General features: G+C 72.3%; 17 protein-coding genes and 1 tRNA gene. 9 read left to right on the top strand and 9 right to left on the bottom strand.

All coding sequences use genetic code 11. The features are described 5' to 3' along the window. The first annotated feature begins 20 nt into the window (after positions 1-20). The gene (gene pyk, locus FHL80_RS19025; protein ID WP_138734933.1) at positions 21-1,436 is read left to right on the top strand and encodes a pyruvate kinase; all 1,416 of its coding nucleotides are present in this window, start codon (positions 21-23) and stop codon (positions 1,434-1,436) included. After that, positions 1,433-2,317 (top strand): acyl-CoA thioesterase, encoded by an 885-nt coding sequence (locus FHL80_RS19020; protein ID WP_138734932.1) that lies wholly within the window; start codon positions 1,433-1,435, stop codon positions 2,315-2,317. The genes pyk and FHL80_RS19020 overlap by 4 nt, the downstream gene beginning before the upstream one ends. A 16-nt stretch (positions 2,318-2,333) precedes the next feature. On the opposite strand, the gene FHL80_RS19015 is transcribed toward FHL80_RS19020, so the two are convergent. Continuing rightward, positions 2,334-4,052, bottom strand: coding sequence for an aminotransferase class V-fold PLP-dependent enzyme (locus tag FHL80_RS19015; RefSeq protein WP_246078799.1), 1,719 nt, complete (start codon positions 4,050-4,052; stop codon positions 2,334-2,336). A 171-nt stretch (positions 4,053-4,223) separates the two neighbouring features. Next, positions 4,224-4,297 (bottom strand) — tRNA-Leu (locus tag FHL80_RS19010). A 69-nt stretch (positions 4,298-4,366) separates the two neighbouring features. Between FHL80_RS19010 and FHL80_RS19005 the strand changes: the two genes are divergently transcribed. From FHL80_RS19005 to FHL80_RS18990, 4 genes are all read left to right on the top strand, one after another. Beyond that, the gene (locus FHL80_RS19005; protein WP_138734931.1) at positions 4,367-4,984 is read left to right on the top strand and encodes an ANTAR domain-containing response regulator; all 618 of its coding nucleotides are present in this window, start codon (positions 4,367-4,369) and stop codon (positions 4,982-4,984) included. A 229-nt stretch (positions 4,985-5,213) separates the two neighbouring features. Continuing rightward, a complete protein-coding gene (locus FHL80_RS19000) occupies positions 5,214-6,554 on the top strand; it encodes an ABC transporter substrate-binding protein (RefSeq protein ID WP_138734930.1) in 1,341 nt (446 codons plus the stop codon). 121 nt (positions 6,555-6,675) lie between these two features. Next, positions 6,676-7,005: a hypothetical protein gene (locus FHL80_RS18995; RefSeq protein ID WP_138734929.1), complete on the top strand. Its 330-nt coding sequence runs from the start codon at positions 6,676-6,678 to the stop codon at positions 7,003-7,005. Further along, positions 7,002-7,427 (top strand): DUF1772 domain-containing protein, encoded by a 426-nt coding sequence (locus FHL80_RS18990; RefSeq protein WP_138734928.1) that lies wholly within the window; start codon positions 7,002-7,004, stop codon positions 7,425-7,427. Before FHL80_RS18995 ends, FHL80_RS18990 begins: the two co-directional genes overlap by 4 nt. Positions 7,428-7,483: 56 nt before the next feature. On the opposite strand, the gene FHL80_RS18985 is transcribed toward FHL80_RS18990, so the two are convergent. The 5 genes from FHL80_RS18985 to FHL80_RS18965 all read right to left on the bottom strand — a co-directional run bounded on the left by FHL80_RS18985 (position 7,484) and on the right by FHL80_RS18965 (position 12,563). Then, a complete protein-coding gene (locus tag FHL80_RS18985; protein WP_216870876.1) occupies positions 7,484-8,335 on the bottom strand; it encodes an ABC transporter ATP-binding protein in 852 nt (283 codons plus the stop codon). Between the two features lie 40 nt (positions 8,336-8,375). After that, positions 8,376-9,428: an ABC transporter ATP-binding protein gene (locus FHL80_RS18980; protein WP_138734927.1), complete on the bottom strand. Its 1,053-nt coding sequence runs from the start codon at positions 9,426-9,428 to the stop codon at positions 8,376-8,378. After that, a complete protein-coding gene (locus tag FHL80_RS18975) occupies positions 9,418-10,416 on the bottom strand; it encodes a branched-chain amino acid ABC transporter permease (protein ID WP_138734926.1) in 999 nt (332 codons plus the stop codon). The genes FHL80_RS18980 and FHL80_RS18975 overlap by 11 nt, the downstream gene beginning before the upstream one ends. Positions 10,417-10,420: 4 nt before the next feature. After that, positions 10,421-11,671, bottom strand: a complete 1,251-nt coding sequence (locus FHL80_RS18970) for a branched-chain amino acid ABC transporter permease (protein ID WP_138734925.1) — start codon at positions 11,669-11,671, stop codon at positions 10,421-10,423. Between the two features lie 469 nt (positions 11,672-12,140). Further along, on the bottom strand, positions 12,141-12,563 hold the full coding sequence (locus FHL80_RS18965; protein WP_138734924.1) for a PaaI family thioesterase: 423 nt from the start codon (positions 12,561-12,563) through the stop codon (positions 12,141-12,143). 86 nt (positions 12,564-12,649) lie between these two features. On the opposite strand from FHL80_RS18965, the gene polA reads away from it, so the two are divergent. Then, positions 12,650-15,406, top strand: a complete 2,757-nt coding sequence (gene polA / locus FHL80_RS18960; RefSeq protein WP_138734923.1) for a DNA polymerase I — start codon at positions 12,650-12,652, stop codon at positions 15,404-15,406. A 106-nt stretch (positions 15,407-15,512) separates the two neighbouring features. On the opposite strand, the gene FHL80_RS18955 is transcribed toward polA, so the two are convergent. Both FHL80_RS18955 and FHL80_RS18950 read right to left on the bottom strand, forming a co-directional pair. Next, entirely contained in the window at positions 15,513-16,358 is an 846-nt protein-coding gene (locus FHL80_RS18955) for an IclR family transcriptional regulator domain-containing protein (RefSeq protein WP_138734922.1), read from the bottom strand. 87 nt (positions 16,359-16,445) lie between these two features. Continuing rightward, the gene (locus tag FHL80_RS18950; RefSeq protein ID WP_138734921.1) at positions 16,446-17,936 is read right to left on the bottom strand and encodes an amidohydrolase family protein; all 1,491 of its coding nucleotides are present in this window, start codon (positions 17,934-17,936) and stop codon (positions 16,446-16,448) included. 202 nt (positions 17,937-18,138) lie between these two features. Here FHL80_RS18950 and FHL80_RS18945 point away from each other — a divergent pair, with 202 nt between their 5' ends. Then, the gene (locus FHL80_RS18945) at positions 18,139-19,335 is read left to right on the top strand and encodes a CaiB/BaiF CoA transferase family protein (RefSeq protein WP_138734920.1); all 1,197 of its coding nucleotides are present in this window, start codon (positions 18,139-18,141) and stop codon (positions 19,333-19,335) included. Next, the coding region (locus tag FHL80_RS18940; RefSeq protein ID WP_138734919.1) for a citryl-CoA lyase at positions 19,332-20,120 on the top strand (789 nt) is incomplete at its 3' end. The genes FHL80_RS18945 and FHL80_RS18940, both read left to right, overlap by 4 nt.

Here is a 20,120-nt window from a genome sequence, read left to right as displayed (position 1 = left end):
GGGGCGGCTACTTTTGCCCCATGTCTCGTCGCGCGAAGATCGTCTGCACACTGGGTCCGGCCACGGGGTCCCTGGAGCAGATCACCGCCCTCGTCGAGGCCGGCATGGACGTCGCCCGCCTCAACTTCAGCCACGGCAAGCACGAGGACCACGCGCGGGCCTACCGGCTGGTCCGGGAGGCCACCGACAAGGTCGGCCGGGCGGTCGCCGTCCTCGCCGACCTGCAGGGCCCGAAGATCCGGCTGGGCACGTTCGCCGACGGCTCGGTGCTCTGGGAGTCGGGCAGCCGGGTCTGCATCACCGTCGAGGACGTCGAGGGCACCGCCGAGCGGGTCTCCACCACCTACAAGGACCTCGCCCATGACGCGCGCGTCGGCGACCGGCTGCTCGTCGACGACGGCAAGCTGGCGCTCACCGTCGTGGAGGTCTCCGGCCCGGACGTCTTCTGCCTGGTGCTCGAGGGTGGCCAGGTCTCCAACAACAAGGGCTTGTCCCTGCCGGGTGTCGCAGTCAGCGTCCCGGCCATGTCGGACAAGGACACGGAGGACCTGCGCTTCGCCCTCTCCCTGGGTGTCGACTTCGTCGCGCTCTCCTTCGTCCGCTCGGCCAAGGACGTCGAGCTGGTGCGCGAGGTCATGCGCCAGGAGGACGTCGAGGTGCCGGTCATCGCCAAGCTGGAGAAGCCGGAGGCGGTGGAGAACCTCGAGGCGATCGTCAACGCCTTCGACGGCATCATGGTGGCCCGCGGCGACCTGGGCGTGGAGCTGCCGCTGGAGCAGGTGCCGCTGGTGCAGAAGCGCGCCGTGCAGGCCGCGCGCGAGCGCAACAAGCCGGTCATCGTGGCGACCCAGATGCTGGAGTCGATGATCGAGAACTCCCGGCCCACCCGCGCCGAGGCCTCCGACGTCGCCAACGCCGTGCTGGACGGCGCCGACGCGGTCATGCTGTCGGGGGAGACCTCGGTGGGGAAGTTCCCGATCATCGCGGTGCGCACCATGGAGAAGATCATCGCCGCGGTCGAGACCGAGCAGGTCATGGTCCCCGACCTGGTGAAGCAGGTGAAGCACCGGTCCGTGGCCATCGTCCGGGCGGCCAAGGAGATCGGCGAGACACTCGACGTCTCCGCGCTGGCCGCATTCACCTCCACCGGGCGCACGCCGCAGCGGCTGGCGGCGCTGCACACCCGGTTGCCGATCCTGGCGTTCACCACCGACCCGCGGGTCCGCAGCCGGCTGGCGCTGTCCTGGGGCGTGGAGACCTTCCTGGTCCCCGAGGTCACCCACACCGACGACATGGTGGGGCAGGTCGACTTCTCGTTGCTGTCGATCGGCCGGCTGCACGAGGGTGACAACGTGGTGATCGTCGCGGGCAGCCCGCCCAACACCGCCGGGTCGACCAACCTCGTCCGGGTGCACGAGGTGGGTACGGAGGCGTGAGCTCGTCCCCGGTGCCGGCAGCGTCGCCGGCCGCGGAGCTGCTGCAGGTGCTCGACCTCGAGGAGCGCGGGCCCGACCTCTACGTCGGCACCACGCCGTCCTCGACGCTGCAGCGCATCTTCGGCGGGCAGGTCGCCGCCCAGGCGCTCACCGCCGCGCAGGCGACCGTGGCTCCCGGGCGTCCGGTGCACTCGCTGCACTCGTACTTCCTGCGGCCGGGTGACCCGCACGAGGAGATCCGCTACGACGTCGACCGCATCCGCGAGGGCCGGACGTTCAGCACCCGGCGGGTGGTCGGCCGGCAGACCCGCAACGGTGAGGACGTCGCGATCTTCGCGCTGACGGCGGACTTCACGGCGGGGGAACGGGCGCTGGTCGAGCACTCGCTGCCGATGCCCGACGTCCCCGGTCCCGAGGGGCTCCCCGGGCTGGCCGAGGTCGCGGCGGCCCACCCGGGCCGGGCCGACGCGTCCAACGCGATCTCCCGTGCGGTCGAGCAGCGCTACCTGTCCGACCCCTACGACCCGGAGCCGCGGCTGCCGCCGGACACCGCGTTCCGGGTCTGGTTCCGCGTCACCGGGCGGCTCCCCGACGACGAGGCCGTGCACGCCGCGGCCTTGACGTTCGTCAGCGACCTCACCCTGCTGTCGGCCGGGCTGGCCCGCATCGGCGGTGGCTGGGGCGGCTCCACGGTGGGCGCCAGCCTGGACCACGCCGTGTGGTTCCACCGGCCGGTGCGCGCCGACGAGTGGTTCCTCTACGAGACCGACAGCCCGGCGGCCGCGAGCGGGCGCGCGCTCTGCTTCGGGCAGGTCTGGGCGGCGGACGGCACGCACGTGGCCACCGTCGTCCAGGAGGGCCTGCTGCGCTCGCTCGGCTGACCGACCGCGCCCACCGTCAGTCCTGGGCTTCGGCCGGCTGCGGTTCCAGGTCGGCCTGGACGGTCGCCTGGGTGGTCGACTCGTCCCCGGCTGCCGGGGTCTCGACGGAAGGGACCTCCGCCGGCGGGACGACGAGCTGCTCGGGCTCTTCTCCCGCCGGTGCCTCCAGGGGCGCCTCGGTGGCGGCCGCGGCCCGGGCCTCGGCCTCCCGGCGGGCCCGGAGCTGCTCCTCGGCGGCCTCCCGCTCGCGGAGCTCGGCCGCGCGACGCTCGGCCGCCTGTTCCTCGAAGTCCCGGGCCAGCCAGTCGTGCGCCTCGCCCAGCAGCGCCCAGACCCGCTCGACGTGCTCCCGGGTGGTCGCCGGTGCGCCGATGGCCACCCGCAGCACCGCGGCGCCGTCGACGGTGGTGTGGGTCAGGAAGACCTCGCCGCCGTCGTTGAGCCGGTCGAGCAGGGTCATCGTGGCGACGTCGGCGTCGATCCCGGCGGCCCACCGCGGCCGCAGGCAGACCAGCGAGAACGGGTGCGGGCTGGCGACGTCGAACCGCTCGTCGCCCTCCGCCCAGCCGGCCAGCTCCTGGGCCAGTGCGACGTGGGTGCGGACGTGCTCGCGGAGTCCCTCGGCGCCGTACCAGCGGACCACGAACCACAACTTCAGGGCGCGGAAGCGGCGGCCCAGCTCGATCTGCCAGTCGCGGTAGTCGACCACCGCGCCGGTGTCGGTGGCGGCGTTGCGCAGGTACTCGGGCAGGATCGAGAGAGCCCCGGTGAGGGCGGCCCGGTCGGCGACCCAGAACAGCGTCGCGTCGAACCCGGTGAGCAGCCACTTGTGCGCGTCGGTGGTGTAGCTGTCGGCCCACTCGACGCCGGCCTGCAGGGCACGCAGCTCCGGGGCGACGGCGCTGACCCCGGCGTAGGCCGCGTCGACGTGCAGCCACACCCCGAAGCGCTGGCAGATCGGGCCGAGCTCGGCGAGCGGGTCGATCGCCGTGGTGGACGTCGTCCCCACGGTCGCGCACACCAGCACCGGGGTGTAGCCGCGTGCGACGTCGCGCTCCAGCCGCGCGGCCAGGGCGCCGGGGCGCATCGCGAGGTCGCCGTCGACCTCGACGATCCGGATGGCGTCGGTGCCCAGCCCGGCGATGCGGGCCGCCTTCTCCATCGAGCTGTGCGTCTCGGCGGAGACGTAGACGGTGTGGTCCTCGGGCCGGACGCCGTGCCGCAGGGTCGCGCCCTTGCTGGCGCGGTGCAGGGCCGCCAGCAGGGCGACCAGGTTGGCGCCGGAGCTGGAGTCCTGGACGACCCCGCCGCCGCTGCCGGTGGAGCGGAAGGACTCCGGCAGGCCCATCAGGTCGGCCAGCCAGTCCATCACGTGCTGCTCGAGCTCGGTGGCGGCCGGGCTGGTCACCCAGGACATGCCCTGCACGCCGAGGCCGGCGGACACCAGGTCGCCGAGGACGGAGGGCCCGGAGGTGTTGGCCGGGAAGTAGCCGAAGAAGCCGGGGTGCTGCCAGTGGGTGACGCCGGGCAGCACGACCCGGTCCAGGTCGGCCAGGACGGCGGAGAACCGCTCGCCCTGCTCGGGAGCCGTCGGCGGCAGCGAGGCACGGACGTCACCGGGGGAGACCTGCGAGCGGACCGGGAAGGAGCCGATGCGCGTCCAGTAGTCGGCGATCCAGTCCACGACCTCGTGGCCGTGCTGGCGGAACTGCTCGGGGGTCATGTGGCCGGTCACGGAGCCACCGTATTGACCGGCGGCGTCCTTCGCGGCGGTGGGTCGTCCTGCGGCGGAGACCCGGGGCACCGCGGGCGGGGTCCTCCCGCACCAATGGGCGTCCCCCCGCACCAACGCTGGTGCGGGGGGACGGCCGGTGATCAGGTGACCTGATCAAAGCCGACAACACAGTGCCCCCGGTGCGACTCGAACGCACACTGCGCGGGTTTTGAATCCGCTCCCTCTGCCGATTGGGGTACGGGGGCCAGCGCAACCGGGTGACCAGCAGCCTATCCGGCGGCCGGTGGCTGGCTGCGGTCGCTAGGCTCACCCCCGTGAGCAGCGAGCCGACCCGTGTCCTCATCGCCGAGGACGAGGCACTCATCCGCCTCGACCTCAAGGAGATGCTGGAGGAGGAGGGGTACGTCGTCGTCGCCGAGGTCGGCGACGGGCAGGCGGCCGTCGACCAGGCCCAGCAACTCCGCCCCGACCTCGTGATCGTGGACGTGCAGATGCCCGTCCTCGACGGGATCGCCGCGGCGGAGCAGATCGCGACGGCCCGGATCGCCCCGGTGATCGTGCTGACCGCCTTCAGCCAGCGGGAGCTGGTCGAGCGTGCCCGCGACGCCGGCGCCATGGCCTACCTGGTCAAGCCGTTCTCCAAGAACGACCTCGTCCCGGCGATCGAGGTCGCCGTCGGCCGGTTCCAGGAGATGCACGCCCTGGACGCCGAGGTCACCGACCTCAAGGAGCGGCTCGAGGCCCGCAAGGTGGTCGAGCAGGCCAAGGGCCGGCTGATGGCCGAGCGCGGCATGACCGAGGCCGAGGCGTTCCGCTGGATCCAGCGGACGGCGATGAACGAGCGCACCTCGATGAAGGCACTGGCCCAGGCGATCCTGGCCACCGAGACGGCCGACGAGGCCACTCCGGCGGGGGGCCCTGCCGGGTCCTGAGCCGGCGCCGGACGACTCATGGTGCGTTCCACGGTCGGTTGCGACCGTGTGACGGGCAGCTCGTTCGGATGGCGACCGTGCGTCGATGAGGTCACAACCCCATCACGGTGCGTTCGAGGGCGGCTCGGGGCGCTGGGGCGGCAGTTAGGTTCTCGGCACTGATCGGCAGCCCGACAGGCCATGAGGCCTGCCGAGCAGCACCGAAATCCACATCCCTGGGAGTTCCTTGATGCGCACAGGCACCATCGCCCGCGCGACCGCCCTCTCCGGTGCCGCCCTGCTCGCCCTGACCGCCTGTGGTGGCAGCGACGACAGCGGCGACAGCGGGGGCAGCGACAGCGGCAGCTCGAGCAGCGAGAAGCAGGTCAACGTCTACGGCACCGACGGCAACATGGGCAACGCGCTCGGCGAGGACTTCACCGAGACCGGCGCCCTGGCGGGGATGAAGGGCACCCTGCCGCTGACGGAGCTGTCCGGCGACTTCAAGGACCGGCTCCTCCAGATCAACCCCCAGCTGGTCGACTACAACTACAGCGCCGAGTCCTACGACGCCGTCACGCTCATCGCGATGGCTGCGCAGTCGGCCGGCAACCCCCAGGCGACGGTCTTCGGGCCCTACGTCAACGCGCTGACCGTGACCGGCGAGAAGTGCTCCGACTTCGCCGCCTGCCTGGCGATCATCAAGGCCGGTGGCGACGTCGACTACGACGGCGTCTCCGGTCCGCTCAGCTTTACCGACGCCGGCGAGCCGGCCCAGGCCAGCTTCGGTCTGCAGCAGTTCGGCACCGACAACAAGATCGACGACTCGAAGACCCAGTTCGTCATCGCCGGCGACGAGGCCAACGCCACCAAGAACGCCGGCCCGGCCCCGGTCGCCAACCCGCCGGCCACGGGTACGCCGCTGACCATCGGCACCCTGCTGCCGGAGACCGGCAACCTCGCCTTCCTCGGCCCGCCGGAGGTCGCCGGCGTCCAGCTGGCGATCAACGACATCAACGCCGCCGGTGGTGTGCTCGGCCAGCCGATCACCCTGGTGACCGGTGACTCGGGCGACGCGTCGACCGACACCGCCACCCAGACCGTCGACCGCCTGCTGCAGTCCGGCGTCAACGCGATCGTCGGCGCGGCGTCCTCGGGCGTCAGCCTGACCGTCATCGACACGATCACCCAGGCCGGCGTCATGCAGATCTCGCCCGCCAACACGTCGGACCAGTTCACGACGTACAACGACCAGAACCTGTACTTCCGCACCGCGCCGCCGGACCTGCTGCAGGCCCGCGCGCTGGCCGACCTGATCGAGCAGGACGGCAACAACACCGTCGGGATCCTCGCCACCAACGACCCCTACGGCACCGGGCTGGCGGAGAACACCAAGAACAACCTGGTCTCCGACGGTCTGCCGGAGGAGTCGGTCAAGAGCGTCATCTACGACCCGCAGGCGGCGAACTACGACGCCGAGGTGCAGCAGATGACCGAGTTCAGCCCCGACGCCGTCGTCGTCATCGGGTTCGAGGAGTCCTCGCGGATCATCCAGGGCCTCAACACGAACGGTGTCGGCCCGCAGCGCTGATCAGCTGATCGGCATGTGACACCTGCTCCAGGCTGCGGCCCGGCACCCGCCAGGGTGCCGGGCCGCAGTGCTGTCCGGGGTAGGGGCAGCGGCGTCCACGTCCGGACCGCAGACTCGTCGGGTGGCCGACCGTGCGCGACTGCTGTCCCGGTACCGCGAGCTGGTGCTCGACGAGCTGCCCCGGCGGGCCCGCGCCGGGGGGTGGGTGGTCACCGCCGACCACTGCTTCGGCCGGATCGTCCTCGACCACGCCGTCCGGGGCCGCTGGTACGACGTCCTGGACCGCCGGAGGTCACCGGCGTTCGCCCAGCTGGACGACGACCAGCTCGACGCCGCGGTGACCCTCGCCGAGCGGATCGCCGCGGAGGGCGACCCGTTGCTGCGCGAGCTGGACGCGCAGAGCCTCGCCTGGCGCGGCAAGCAGGCCGCCGGGCGGACGCGCCCCGCGTGAGCGCGGTGGCGGTGGCCCACCTGCTCCTCGTGGGCGGCTACGCGGGCTTCCAGTGGACCGTGCGGGCGCTGGTGTACCCGCAGTTCACCGCGGTGCCGCACGGCTCGTTCGCGGCCTACGAGGGCAGCCACTCGCGGCGGATCGCCCGGGTGGTCGGGCCGCTGTTCGCCGGCCAGCTGGTCACCACCACGTGGTTGCTGGTCCAGCGACCGGCGGCCGTCGCGGTGCCCGCGCTGGTCGCCAGCGCGCTGTGCCTGGGCGTGGTGCTCGCGGTGACCGGGCTGGCCGCCGTGCCGCAGCACCGGGTGCTGGGCGCGGGCTTCGACCGGGCGGCGTACGCGCGGCTGCTGCGCGCCGACGACGTGCGGGTGGTCGCGGCCACCGTGAACGTCGTGGTGAGCGCCTGGGCGGTGCTCGGCTGACCTGCCGGACGGACGGCGCCGCCCCCCACGGGAGGAGCGGCGCCGAGGTCCTCCTGCTACTGGGCCTTGGCCAGCGTGCCCAGGTAGAGCTCGATGACCTTCGGGTCGTTCATGAGCGACTGCCCGGTGTCGGTGTAGGCGTTGCGCCCCTGGTCGAGCACGTAGCCGCGGTCGCAGATCTGCAGGCACCGGCGGGCGTTCTGCTCGACCATGATGATCGAGACCCCGGTGGCGTTGATCCGGCGGCAGCGGATGAACACCTCGTCCTGCAGGGCGGGGGAGAGGCCGGCGGAGGGCTCGTCGAGGAGCAGCACCGACGGGTCCATCATCAGCGCCCGGCCCATCGCCACCATCTGACGCTCGCCCCCGGACAGGGCACCGGCCTTGCCCTTGCGCCGCTCCCCGAGCAGCGGGAAGAGGTCGATGACGTAGTCGAAGCGCTCCTTGAACGTCTTGGGCCGCAGGTAGACGCCCATCTGCATGTTCTCCTCGATGGTGAGCGAGGGGAACACGTTGTTGTTCTGCGGCACGTAGCCGACCCCGAGCTGCACGAGCTTGTGCGCCGGCGCCGACGTGATGGACTCCCCCCGCAGGGTCACGCCGCCCGACCGCACCGGGATCAGGCCGAACAGCGCCTTGAGCAGCGTCGACTTGCCGGCGCCGTTCGGGCCGATGATGCCGACCAGCTCGCCGTCCTGCAGGTAGAAGTCGCACCCCCGCAGGATGTTGACGCCGGGGACGTACCCGGCGACCAGCTCGTCGGCGCGGACCAGCGCACCCTCGGCGAGCTTGACGTGCTCCTCGCGGGTGGCCGCCTTCTCCGCGGGGGAGAGCTCGGCACCGCTGGCCGTCTGGGCCCGGGTGAGGTCCTCGCCGGTCTCGTCGACCTCGAACAACGGTTCGCTCATCGACGCACCTCCAGTGGGGAACTCGAAGCCTGCGGCTGCCTCATCGGGTGCTCCCGTCGCTGCTGATCTCGTCGGTGCCGGGCCGGCCCGGTGGCAGCCCGTCCTCGCGGGCGAGCGAGGCGTCGGCCTCGGCGAGGACGCGGTCCTCCTCCTCCACGGTCAGCGGCGCGTCGTGGTGGGCGCCGAGGTAGGCGTCGACGACGGCCTTGTTCTGGCTGATCGACTCCGGCGGACCCTCGGCGATGATCTTGCCGGCGGCCATGACCACGACCCAGTCGCTGATGTCGCGGACGACGTCCATGTCGTGCTCGACGAAGATGACCGTCATCCCCTCCTCGCGCAGGTCCTTGACGTGCCCGAGCAGGCTCTGGGTGAGCGCCGGGTTCACCCCCGCCATCGGCTCGTCGAGCATCACGACCTTGGGGTCGCTCATCAGCGCGCGGGCCATCTCCAGCAGCTTGCGCTGCCCACCGGAGAGGATGCCGGCGAAGTCGTCCTTCTTGGCGTCGAGCTTGAACCGCCGGAGCAGGTCCATCGCCCGCTCGGTGTTCTCCTTCTCCTGGGAGCGCCACCCGCCGGGCACCAGGGCCCGCAGGAAGCTCTCGCCGCGCTGGCCCTGGGCGCCGAGCAGCATGTTCTGCAGCACGGTGAGCCGGGACAGCGCCTTGGTGAGCTGGAAGGTCCGGACGACGCCCAGCCGCGCCACCTGGTGGGGCGAGAGCTTGCCCAGGTCCCGGCCGTCGAAGGACCAGCTGCCGGTGTTGGGCTGGTCGAAGCCGGTGAGCAGGTTGAACAGCGTGGTCTTGCCGGCACCGTTGGGGCCGATCAGCCCGGTGATGCCGCCCCGCTGCACCTCCAGGTGGTCGACCGAGACGGCGGTCAGGCCACCGAAGGACCGGGTCACCTTGTCGACCACGATGGCCGGGTCGGGCTTGGCCACGCCGACCTCCCAGGGGAGGTCCTTGAGGGCCGCCTGGGCCAGCCGCTGCGGCGTGCGGCCGGCGGCGGACTCCCGGGTGGGGGTGGGTCCGGCAGCCGGGGTCTCGTCGGGTCCTGCGGCGTGTGCGCCGTGGGCCGTGGGGTCAGCGGGCATCGAGCATCACCTCTCGTCGGTCACCGAAGATCCCCTGCGGTCGGAAGACGAGCAACAGCATGAGCCCGATCCCGACCAGGACGAAGCGGATCTGCGCCACGTCGGTGGAGGAGAGCAACGTGTCGGGGATGACGCCGTTGGAGATCAGGGCCCGCAGCCCGGTGTCGGCGAACTGGAGGATGAACAGCAGGAGCATGGCCCCGATGACCGGGCCCAGCACCCGGGCCGCGCCGCCGAGGATCAGTGCGCCGTAGGCCAGGAAGGTGTTGGCGTTCTGGTACTGGTCGGGGATCGCCGACCCGGTGCCGACGGCGTAGACCATCCCGCCGAAGGCACCGATCACACCGCCGAGCACCAGCGCCTGCATCTTGTAGTTGTAGACGTTCTTGCCCAGCGCCCGGACGGCGTCCTCGTCCTCGCGGATGGCCTTGACCACCCGGCCCCACGGGCTGCGCATGAGCTGCCAGACCAGCAGGGTGAACAGGATCACCAACAGCCAGCCGATCAGCGCCACCCACAGCTCGCCGCCGCTCCACGAGGTGCCCAGGATGTTGTAGCGCTTCTGGGTGTCCCAGGGAGCCAGGGCGATGAAGGAGCCGTTGAAGGCCGACAGGCCGCGGGTGCCGCCGGTGACCGGGGTGGCCGACACCGACCGGAACAGCAGTCGCAGTCCTTCGGCCACGGCGATCGTGACGATCGCCAGGTAGTCCGCGCGCAACCGGAGGGTCGGCAGGCCCAGCAGCAGCGCGAGGACGACGGCGGACCCGATGGCGACGAGCACGCCGACCCAGAACGGCAGGCCCCACTGGCTGACCGAGATGGCGATGCCGAAGCCGCCGAGCATGGCGAACGCGATCTGCCCGAAGTTGAGCAGCCCGGTGTACCCGAAGTGCACGTTGATGCCGATGGCGAGCAGCGCGAAGAAGATCGCCTGGAAGCCGAAGAACGCCTTGCCGGCGACCTGGAACGCGTCGATGAGGTCCGACACCGGGTCAGCCGATCCGGGCGCGGGTGCCCAGGATGCCCTGGGGCCGGACGACGAGGATGACGATCAACAAGAGCAGGCCTCCGACGTACTTCACGTCACTGGGGATGATCAGGGTGGACATCTGCACGAACACACCGACGATGAGGGACCCGATCAGGGCGCCGTAGGCCGTCCCCAGCCCGCCCAGGGTGACCCCGGCGAACATCAGCAGCAGCAGGCGGAAGCCCATGTCCCACTGGACCTGGTCGGACAAACCGAGCAGGACGCCGCCGAGGGTGGCCAGCGCCCCGCCCATCATCCAGACCACGAGGATGACGCGGTCGACGTCGATGCCCGAGGAGGCGGCCAGGTCGCGGTTGTCCGAGACCGCCCGCATGGCCTTGCCGATCTTGGTGCGCTGGAGCATCAGCGCGACGAGCACCAGCACGACCACCGAGATGACGATCGAGGCCAGGGACCGGTTGGTCATGGTGAACACGCCGTAGTCGACGGCCCGCTGGCTCTGGTAGTCGGCGTAGGGGTTGGAGAACCCGCCGTAGACGATCTGGATCAGGTAGCGCAGGACCAGCGACAGGCCGATCGAGACGACCAGGGCGGCCACCAGCCCGGTGCCCCGGCGCCGCAGCGGACGCCACAGGCCCCGTTCGTTGAGGAGGCCGACACCTGCACCGGCGATCATCGCGATGATCGTGGCCGGGACCAGCGGGACCCCACCGCGGACGTTGATGTACCAGGCGATGACGGCGCCGATGGAGACCAGCTCACCGTGCGCGAAGTTGGTCAGCCCGGTGGTCCCGAAGATCAGCGACAGGCCGACCGCGCAGACGGCGATGAGCAGGCCGAACCGGATGCCGTCGACCAGCAGCTGCACGGCCTCGATCGACCCGCCGCCGGCGTTGGACGTGCCGTCGACGAGGCCGAAGAGGACCGGCTGGGCGCGGCCGGGACCGACGGTGACGGTGACGGTGTCGCCGTTGGTCCCCAGGTCCACACCGGAGGGCAGGTCGCCCTCGGCGAGCGTGACCACGTACTGGCCGGGCCCGGGCACCGGGACGGTGAACCGGCCGTTCTCGTCGGTGTCCACGGACTGGACCTCGGTGCCGTCGACGGTCTCCACCGTCACCTCGACACCCTCGATGGGGCCGCTGCGGCTGGTCTGGAGCGTTCCGGTGACCGACTCCCCCGCCGCCGAGGCGGTGCCCGGCACGAGCAGGGCGAGGGCCATCCCTAAGGCGGCGACGAGCAGGGTGAGCACCAGCGGGCGTGAGGCGGCCCGAGAGCGCGACCTCGGCCGTCCGCTCGCGAGCGGTGCAGCGGACACCTCTCGGGCGCTGCTGCGTTCACCGTGCCCGTGCGCGCGATGCGGCGCGTGCGTCACTCGACCTCCCAGCCGTTGGTTGAGCCGGGACAGTAACCCACCCCTGTTGCACACATCGACCTGCTGGGACGCACTGTGACACTACTGCGACACGCCGCTGTGCTAGCGGCCGAACAGCCCCGTTTCCGCGCGTCATGACCACGTTGGGTAGGCGGCCGGGCACTCTCGGCTCCAACGCCCGAGGAGGGCTCCGGCGTCCGCGTACGAGGGTGGCGGCAGTGCAGCACGGTCCCGGCGGCTCGCGGCCGGGCAGCGCAGAGCCTGGCCGTCCCGGCGCCGCGGCGGTCCGCGCCTCGCCGTCCGGTGCGGCTCCTGACCGACCTCGCCGCCGTCGCGGGCTGACCCCTCAGGCGTCACCCGGGGTGCAGGCGGGACGGATCAGGCAGGTCAGCCGGGCGCTCGCGGTGGGCCGGCCCTCCTCGTCGCTGACCTGGATGAGGAAGGTGGCCAGCGTGCGCCCGCGGCGAACCGGGGTGCAGACCGCCGTCACCACGCCGGACCGGGCAGCGCGCAGGTAGCTCGCGTTCAGCTCGATGCCGACGACGTCGCCGCCGGGCCCGGCGTGCAGCATCGCCGCCCAGGACCCGATGCTCTCGGCCAGGGCGCAGGTGGCCCCGCCGTGCAGCAGTCCGAAGGGCTGCTCGTTGCCGGCCACCGGCATCGTCGCCACCAGCCGGTCGGGGTCGAAGTCGACGATCCGGATGCCGAGCTTGTCGTCCAGCGGACCCTGGGTCTCGGACGCCAGCCAGTCGGGACGCGGGGTGCTCACTCCCGCACGGTAACGGCCCCGTCGCAGGGTCCCGCCGCGAGCTCGCGAGCGGTGGGGGGCGACGGGGTCCTTCTAGGATCGTGCCGATGTCCGCACCGGTCAGCACCTCCGCGCCCGCCCCCGCCACCGCGTCCTCCGGCGCCCGTCCGCGGCTGCTGCTGCTCGACGGCCACTCGCTGGCCTACCGTGCCTTCTTCGCGCTGCCCGTGGAGAACTTCTCCACCACCACGGGCCAGCCGACGAACGCCGTCTACGGCTTCACGTCGATGCTGATCAACGTGCTGCGCGACGAGCAGCCCACCCACCTCGCCGTCGCCTTCGACGTGAGCCGGAAGACCTTCCGCAGCGAGATCTACGCCGAGTACAAGGCGAACCGCTCGGAGAGCCCGACCGACTTCCGCGGGCAGGTCAGCCTGGTCCAGGAGGTGCTCGGGGCGCTGCACGTGCCGGTGATCACCGCGGAGGGCTTCGAGGCGGACGACGTCATCGCCACGCTGACCGTCCAGGCGGTCGAGCAGGGGATGGACGTGCTGATCTGCACCGGCGACCGGGACGCCCTGCAGCTGGTCAACGACCACGTCACCGTGCTGTACCCGCGCAAGGGCGTCTCCGACCTGACCCGGTTCACCCCGGAGGAGGTCGAGACCAAGTACGGGCTGACCCCGACCCAGTACCCCGACTTCGCCGCCCTGCGCGGCGACCCGAGCGACAACCTGCCCAGCATCCCGAGCGTGGGGGAGAAGACCGCCGCCAAGTGGGTCCGCGAGTACGGCTCGCTGGACGCGCTGGTCGACCAGGTCGACACCGTCAAGGGCAAGGTCGGGGAGAAGCTGCGCGAGCACCTCTCCTCGGTGCTGCAGAACCGCCGGCTGACCGAGCTGGACCGCGCGGTGCCGCTGGAGCTCGGCCCGCAGGACCTCGCCGTCCAGTCCTGGGACCGCAACGAGGTGCACACCCTCTTCGACAACCTGCAGTTCCGGGTGCTCCGGGACCGGCTGTTCGCCACGCTCTCTGCACCTGAACCTGAGGTCGAGGGTGGCTTCGACGTCGCCGTCGACGAGGTCCCGGTCGGCGGGCTGGGCGACTGGCTGGCCGCGCACGCCCGCACCGGCCGCACCGGTCTCGTCTTCCGCGGGAGCTGGGGCAGGGGCACCGGTGAGCTGACCGGGATCGCGCTGGCAGCGGCCGACGACCACGCCAGCTTCGTCGACCTGACCGATCACGAGCAGGGCCCGGCCATCGACCCCGCCGACGAGCAGGCGCTGGCCGGCTGGCTCGCCGACCCGGCCACGCCGAAGGTCGTGCACGACGTCAAGGGCCCACTGCTGGCGATCTGGGCGCGGGGTTGGGACCTGGCCGGGGTGGTCAGCGACACCGGCCTCGCCGCGTACCTGGCGACGCCCGGGCAGCGGTCCTTCGACCTGGGCGACCTCGCGGTGCGCTACCTGCGGCGGGAGCTGAAGGACACCGCCGAGCCGGAGGAGCAGCTGACCCTCGACGGGCTGGGCCCGAGCGAGGACGACGTCGCCCGTGAGGCCGCCAAGGCCGACGTGCTCAAGGCCGTCGCGGTCAACGACCTCTCCGACGCCCTCGAGCAGGTGCTCGGCCAGAAGGGCGGCGACCACCTGCTCGGCGACATCGAGCTGCCGCTGACCCGGGTGCTCGCCGCGATGGAGTACCGGGGCATCGCCGCGGACCTGGACTTCCTGCACGAGCTGCAGAAGGAGTTCGCCGCGGAGGTGGCCGACGCCGCGCAGGAGGCGTACGCGGTCATCGGCAAGGAGATCAACCTCGGGTCGCCCAAGCAGCTGCAGGCGGTGCTCTTCGACGAGCTGGGGCTGCCCAAGACGAAGAAGAACAAGACCGGGTACACGACCGACGCCGACGCCCTGACCGCGTTGCTGGCCTCCACCGGGCACCCGTTCCTGGAGCACCTGCTCCGGCACCGCGACGTCACCCGGCTGCGCACGGTCATCGACGGCCTCATCCCGATGGTCGACGACGGCGGGCGGGTCCACACCACCTACCAGCAGACGATCGCGGCCACCGGGCGGCTGAGCTCGACCGACCCCAACCTGCAGAACATCCCGATCCGCAGCGCCGAAGGCCGGCGCATCCGGCAGGCGTTCGTGGTCGGTTCCGGCTACGAGTCGCTGATGACGGCCGACTACAGCCAGATCGAGATGCGCATCATGGCGCACCTCTCCGAGGACGCCGGGCTGATCGAGGCCTTCACCTCGGGGGAGGACCTGCACTCCTTCGTCGCCTCCCGGGCCTTCGGGATCCCGATCGAGCAGGTCGACCCGGAGATGCGGCGCCGGATCAAGGCGATGAGCTACGGCCTGGCGTACGGGCTGAGCGCCTACGGGCTGTCCCAGCAGCTGCACATCACGCCGGAGGAGGCGCGGGGGCAGATGCACGCCTACTTCGAGCGCTTCGGTGGGATCCGCGACTACCTCGACGGCGTCGTCGACGACGCCCGGCAGACCGGCTACACCGAGACGACGCTGGGCCGCCGGCGGTACCTGCCCGACCTCACCAGCGACAACCGGCAGCGCCGGGAGATGGCCGAGCGGATGGCGCTGAACGCGCCGATCCAGGGCTCCGCGGCCGACGTCATCAAGGTCGCGATGCTGAACGTGGAGAAGGCCATCACGGCGGAGGGCCTGCGCTCGCGGATGCTGCTGCAGGTGCACGACGAGCTCGTGCTCGAGGTCGCCGCGGGGGAGCACGACGTCCTCGAGGCGCTGGTGCGCCGCGAGATGGCCGGCGCCGCGCAGCTGTCGGTGCCGCTCGAGGTCTCGGTCGGCTTCGGCGCGAGCTGGGACGACGCCGCGCACTGACGAAGGACCCCGGTGCCCCCCACGCCTCGCGAGCTCGGCGCGGGCCCCTGCACCGGGGCCAGCCCGCTTCGTCGCGCCTACCCGGGCGATCGAGCGGCGCAGCGGCTCAGCTCGCGCCGGGAACGGCAGCTGGCCGCGGTGCGGCCCGTGGGGTCGCGATCTCGCGGTGCGGGCGGGACTGCCACAGCGCCCACTCGGCGCTGACGTCGCCGGCGGTGCGCAGCAGCTGCGGCAGGTGCTCGCCGAGCAGACGCTCGGTCGAGGTCTCCGCGGCGTGCACCGTCACGTTCATCGCCGCCCGGACCCGGCCCTCGGCGTCCCGCACCGGGACGGCCACCGAGCGCACGCCCGGCGCGAGCTCCTCGTCGGCCAGCGCCCAGCCGCGGGCACGCACCTCGGTGAGCTCCGCGGTCAGCTGCTCGGCGGTGCGTCCGATGTACGTGGGGAGCCCGGCGCGGCTGGGCTGGGCCAGGGTGTCCGCGAGCTCCTCGGGGGACAGCGCGGCGAGCAGCACCTTGCCCTGGGAGGTCTGCACGGCCGGGAACCGGGTGCCGATCTCCACCCGCAGGGTGATCAGCTTCGGCACCGCCACCCGGGCGACGTAGACGATGTCCGAGCCGTCGAGCTGGGCCATCGAGGAGGACTCCCCGGTCCGGGCGACCAGTGCCTCCAGATGCGGCCGGGCGATGTCCCACAGCCCCAGCGCGCCGACGTAGGCCATGCCCAGGGTGAGGACCTTCGGGGTCAGCTGGAAGACCCCGCCGGAGCTGCGCACGAAACCCAGTTCCTCGAGCGTGAGCAGCAGGCGGCGGGCCGTCGGCCGGGCCAGCCCGGCGGCGGCCGCCACCTCCGACAGGGTCATCGCCGGGCGGCCGGCGTCGAAACAGGCCAGCACGTCGAGGCCGCGCGCGAGCGCCTCCACGAAGTCCGGCCCCGTCCCGCGTCCTGCCATCGCCCGCCGCTCCTGTGGTCGTCCGCCTCTTCCAGCACCCGTCCTGCCCCGCCCGGGGTGACCCACCGGGCGGGGCAGGGGCCTCCGTCAGCCGGCGACGTCCTCGGTGTCGAACACGCTGCCCCGGGCGCCGTGCGTGGTCGCCGACTTGTACTCGGTGTAGGTGTACGGGTTGTCCAGCACGTCCTGGCCGGGGAGCTCCGGGTTCATCCCCTGCGCCCAGGTCTCCTCGCCCATCGTCGAGCGCAGGTGCTCGACCGTCGCGTCCACCGTCCGGCGCACCGCTGCGAGGTCCGCGCCGACCAGCCGGTGCGCGGACTTCACCACCCGGCCGTCGACGAGCACGGTGTGCACGTCGCCGCGCCCCGCCTGGAAGGCGACGTGGCCGTAGGGGTTGAGCAGCGGGAAGGACACCGGGGAGTGGTCGTTCTTGACCAGGACGACGTCCGCCCGCTTGCCCGGCTCCAGGCTGCCGATGTCGTCCCGGCCGAGGGCCCGGGCACCGCCGCCGGTGGCCCAGTCGACGACCTGCTCGGCGCGCAGGTGCACCTGGGTGACCGTCGAGCCCTCGGCGTGGGCCTCGAGGTGTTCCCGGGACCGGTCGGCGCCCAGCGTCGCGCGCATCGCGGAGAAGAGGTCGCTGCTCCACCACACGCTGGTGTCCATCGACAGGGACACCGGGATGCCGTGCCGGCGCACCTGCCAGGTGGGCGGGTAGCCCTGGCCGGCGCTCTGCTCGGACTCGGTGGACACCGAGATCGAGCCGCCGGTGGCGGCGATCCGGTGGTAGGAGTCCGTGCTCAGCGTGGCGGCGTGCACGTACACCGTCTCCGGGGCCATGAAGCCGTGCTCGTGCATGAGCCGGATGCCCTCGTCGTTCGTCGCGCCCCAGACGCCGGCGTGCGTGGTCACCGGCAGGCCGAGCTCGCGGGCCACCTCGAAGGCGGCCTTCTCCGGGAACGCCGGGTCACCGGTCACGTCGAAGGCCAGTTGCACCCCCAGCCGGCCCTCGTCCTGCCGGCGCCGCAGGAAGGACTGCACGGCCGGGTCGGCCGTCCACTCCCACGGCCCCGCCTGGATGTTGCCGTAGGCGAGCACGAACCGACCGGGGACGGCGATCAGCGCGTCGGCGGCGGCCTCGGCGTGGTCGACGCTCTGCAGCCCGTGCGACCAGTCGACCGTGGTGGTGACCCCCGCCTCGAGGGCGTCCCACGCGGAGAGCAGGTTGCCGGCGTGCACGTCCTCCGGGCGGAAGGCCCGGCCGTGCTCGAGGTAGTACCAGACGAAGTACTGGGTCAGGGTCCAGTCGGCCCCGTAGCCGCGCATCGCCGTCTGCCACATGTGCCGGTGGGTGTCGATCATCCCCGGCATCACGATGCCGCCCGAGGCGTCGATCTCGGCGGTGCCCTCCGGGACCTCGAGCTGTGGTCCGATGGCGGCGATGCGGCCGTCGACCACGAGCACGTCGGCGCGGGGGAGCACCGTGTGGGCGTCGTCCATGGTCAGGACCGTGCCGCCGCGGAGGACCAGGGGCTGGCCGGCCGCCGGGGTCACGACGTCGGCGTCGGGGTGGGACATGGACTCCTCCTCAGGACCCCAGCGACGCGGACGAGTGTCCGTAGGACGGGCAGCCGGGAGACCGGCCCACATTGGCCGTGACCTGGCGCACCTGTCAAGACGTCGGCGAGCGCGCTTGACAGCGATGAGCGCAGGGTCGAACACTCGCCATCACCAGCGGACGGTCGTCCGCTGCGTGGCATGGACGAGAGGTGCTCCGGAGATGACCGGTCCCGCTGCGGTACCGGGTGCCGTGCCCGGCAGCGGTCCGCTCGCCGGCCTGCTGGTCGCCGACTTCTCCCGGGTCCTGGCCGGTCCCTACGCGACGATGCTCCTCGCCGACCTGGGCGCCGAGGTGGTCAAGGTCGAGAGCCCCGGCGGTGACGACACCCGGAGCTGGCAGCCACCGGTCCGGGACGGCGTCTCCACCTACTACCTGGGCGTCAACCGCAACAAGCGTTCGGTCGCGCTGGACCTCAAGGACCCGACCGACCGCGCGGCCGCGCAGGAGCTGGCCCGCCGCGCGGACGTGGTGATCGAGAACTTCAGGAGCGGCGGTCTGGCCCGCTTCGGGCTGGACCACGCCACGGTCGCCCGGACCAACCCCCGGGTCGTCTACGCCTCGATCACCGGCTTCGGCCCGCAGCCCGGCGGAGCGGAGCTCCCCGGCTACGACCTCATCGTGCAGGCGATCTCCGGGCTGATGAGCCTCACCGGGGACCCCGCAGGAGAGCCCTTCCGGGCCGGCATCTCCGTCTTCGACGTGATGGCCGGACTGCACGCCACCATCGGCGTGCTGTCCGCGCTGAACCTGCGGCACGAGACCGGCCGCGGGCAGCACGTGGAGGTGAACCTGCTCTCCTCCGCACTCTCCGGGCTGGTCAACCACGCCAGTGCGGTCGTCGCCGGCGGTGTCGTCCCGTTCCGGATGGGCAACAGCCACCCGAGCCTGTTCCCCTACGAGCCGTTGCCGTGCGCCGACGGCGACCTGATCATCACCGCCGGGAACAACGGGCAGTTCCGCAAGCTGGTGGAGGTCCTCGGCGTGCCCGAGCTGGCCGACGACCCGCGGTTCGCCCGCAACGAGGGCCGGACGGCGAACCGCGCCGAGCTGCGCCCGCTGCTGGTCGAGCGGCTGCGGACCCGGTCGAAGCAGGACTGGTTCGCCGACATCATCGCCGCCGGGGTGCCGTGCGGGCCGATCAACACCGTCGACCAGGGCGTCGCCTTCGCCGAGCGGATCGGCCTGGACCCGGTGGTGACCGTGGGGGACGGCGGGGCGGGGGTCCCCTCGGTGCGCAACCCGATCACCTTCTCCGAGACGCCGGCGGACTACCGGCTGCCGCCGCCCGGCCTGGACGAGCACGGCGAGGAGATCCGGCGCTGGCTCGCCACCCCCGAGGGCGGAGCCGGACGATGACCGAGTACCCGACGGCGCTCGGTGCCTCCAGCCGGGACAGCATCACCCTGCTCGGCCAGGACCTGGCCCGCGACGTGATGGGCAGCGTCGGCTTCGGTGAGCTGGCGTTCTGGCTGGCCACCCAGCGCCGTCCGAGCCCGGGGGAGACCCGGGTGTTCGAGGCGGTGCTGGCCGCGCTGGCCGACCACGGGTTCACCCCGACCGCGATCGTCACCCGGCTGACCTACCTGTCCGCGCCGGACTCGGTGCAGGGCGCGCTGGCCGCCGGGCTGCTCGGCGGCGGCTCCCGCTTCCTGGGGGTCACCGAGGACTGCGGCCGGTTCCTGCACGACGTCCTCGAGGCCCGGGAGACGCTGCCCACCGACGACGCCGGCTGGGACGCCCTCGCGCTGGAGACGGTCACCGCCCAGCGCGCGGCGCGTCGGTTCGTGCCCGGGCTGGGCCACCACGTGCACAAGGACGGCGACCCGCGCACCCCCCGGCTGCTGGAGATCGCTGCCGAGGAGGGCCAGTTCGGTCCCCACCTGTCGCTGTTCGCCGCCATCGGCCGGGTGCACCCGCAGGTGCTCGGCCGGACGCTGCCGCTCAACGGTGCCGGCGTCTGCGGGGCCGCGCTGGCCGACCTCGGGCTGCCGCTGGAGCTGCTGCGCGGGTTCGCCCTGCTCGCCCGCACCGCCGGGCTGATCGGGCAGCTCGCCGAGGAGTTGCGGCACCCGGTCGCCAACGACGTCTTCCTGTCGGTGGACCTGAACAACCGGTCCGTCCCGCCCGACCCCTACGTCCCC

This window comes from Modestobacter excelsi (assembly GCF_005930495.1).
Classification (GTDB): Bacteria; Actinomycetota; Actinomycetes; order Mycobacteriales; family Geodermatophilaceae; genus Modestobacter; species Modestobacter excelsi.
Note: the sequence above shows the minus strand (reverse complement) of the source record. Positions and strands in the feature narration are given on the sequence as shown.

What these genes read in the sequence shown, in the direction of transcription:
- pyk (WP_138734933.1), top strand. Translation starts at nt 21, where the DNA reads ATGTCTCGTCGCGCGAAGATCGTCTGCACACTGGGTCCGGCCACGGGG.
- FHL80_RS19000 (WP_138734930.1), top strand. Translation starts at nt 5,214, where the DNA reads ATGCGCACAGGCACCATCGCCCGCGCGACCGCCCTCTCCGGTGCCGCC.
- FHL80_RS18985 (WP_216870876.1), bottom strand. Translation starts at nt 8,335, where the DNA reads ATGAGCGAACCGTTGTTCGAGGTCGACGAGACCGGCGAGGACCTCACC.
- FHL80_RS18980 (WP_138734927.1), bottom strand. Translation starts at nt 9,428, where the DNA reads ATGCCCGCTGACCCCACGGCCCACGGCGCACACGCCGCAGGACCCGAC.
- polA (WP_138734923.1), top strand. Translation starts at nt 12,650, where the DNA reads ATGTCCGCACCGGTCAGCACCTCCGCGCCCGCCCCCGCCACCGCGTCC.
- FHL80_RS18955 (WP_138734922.1), bottom strand. Translation starts at nt 16,358, where the DNA reads ATGGCAGGACGCGGGACGGGGCCGGACTTCGTGGAGGCGCTCGCGCGC.
- FHL80_RS18950 (WP_138734921.1), bottom strand. Translation starts at nt 17,936, where the DNA reads ATGTCCCACCCCGACGCCGACGTCGTGACCCCGGCGGCCGGCCAGCCC.
- FHL80_RS18945 (WP_138734920.1), top strand. Translation starts at nt 18,139, where the DNA reads ATGACCGGTCCCGCTGCGGTACCGGGTGCCGTGCCCGGCAGCGGTCCG.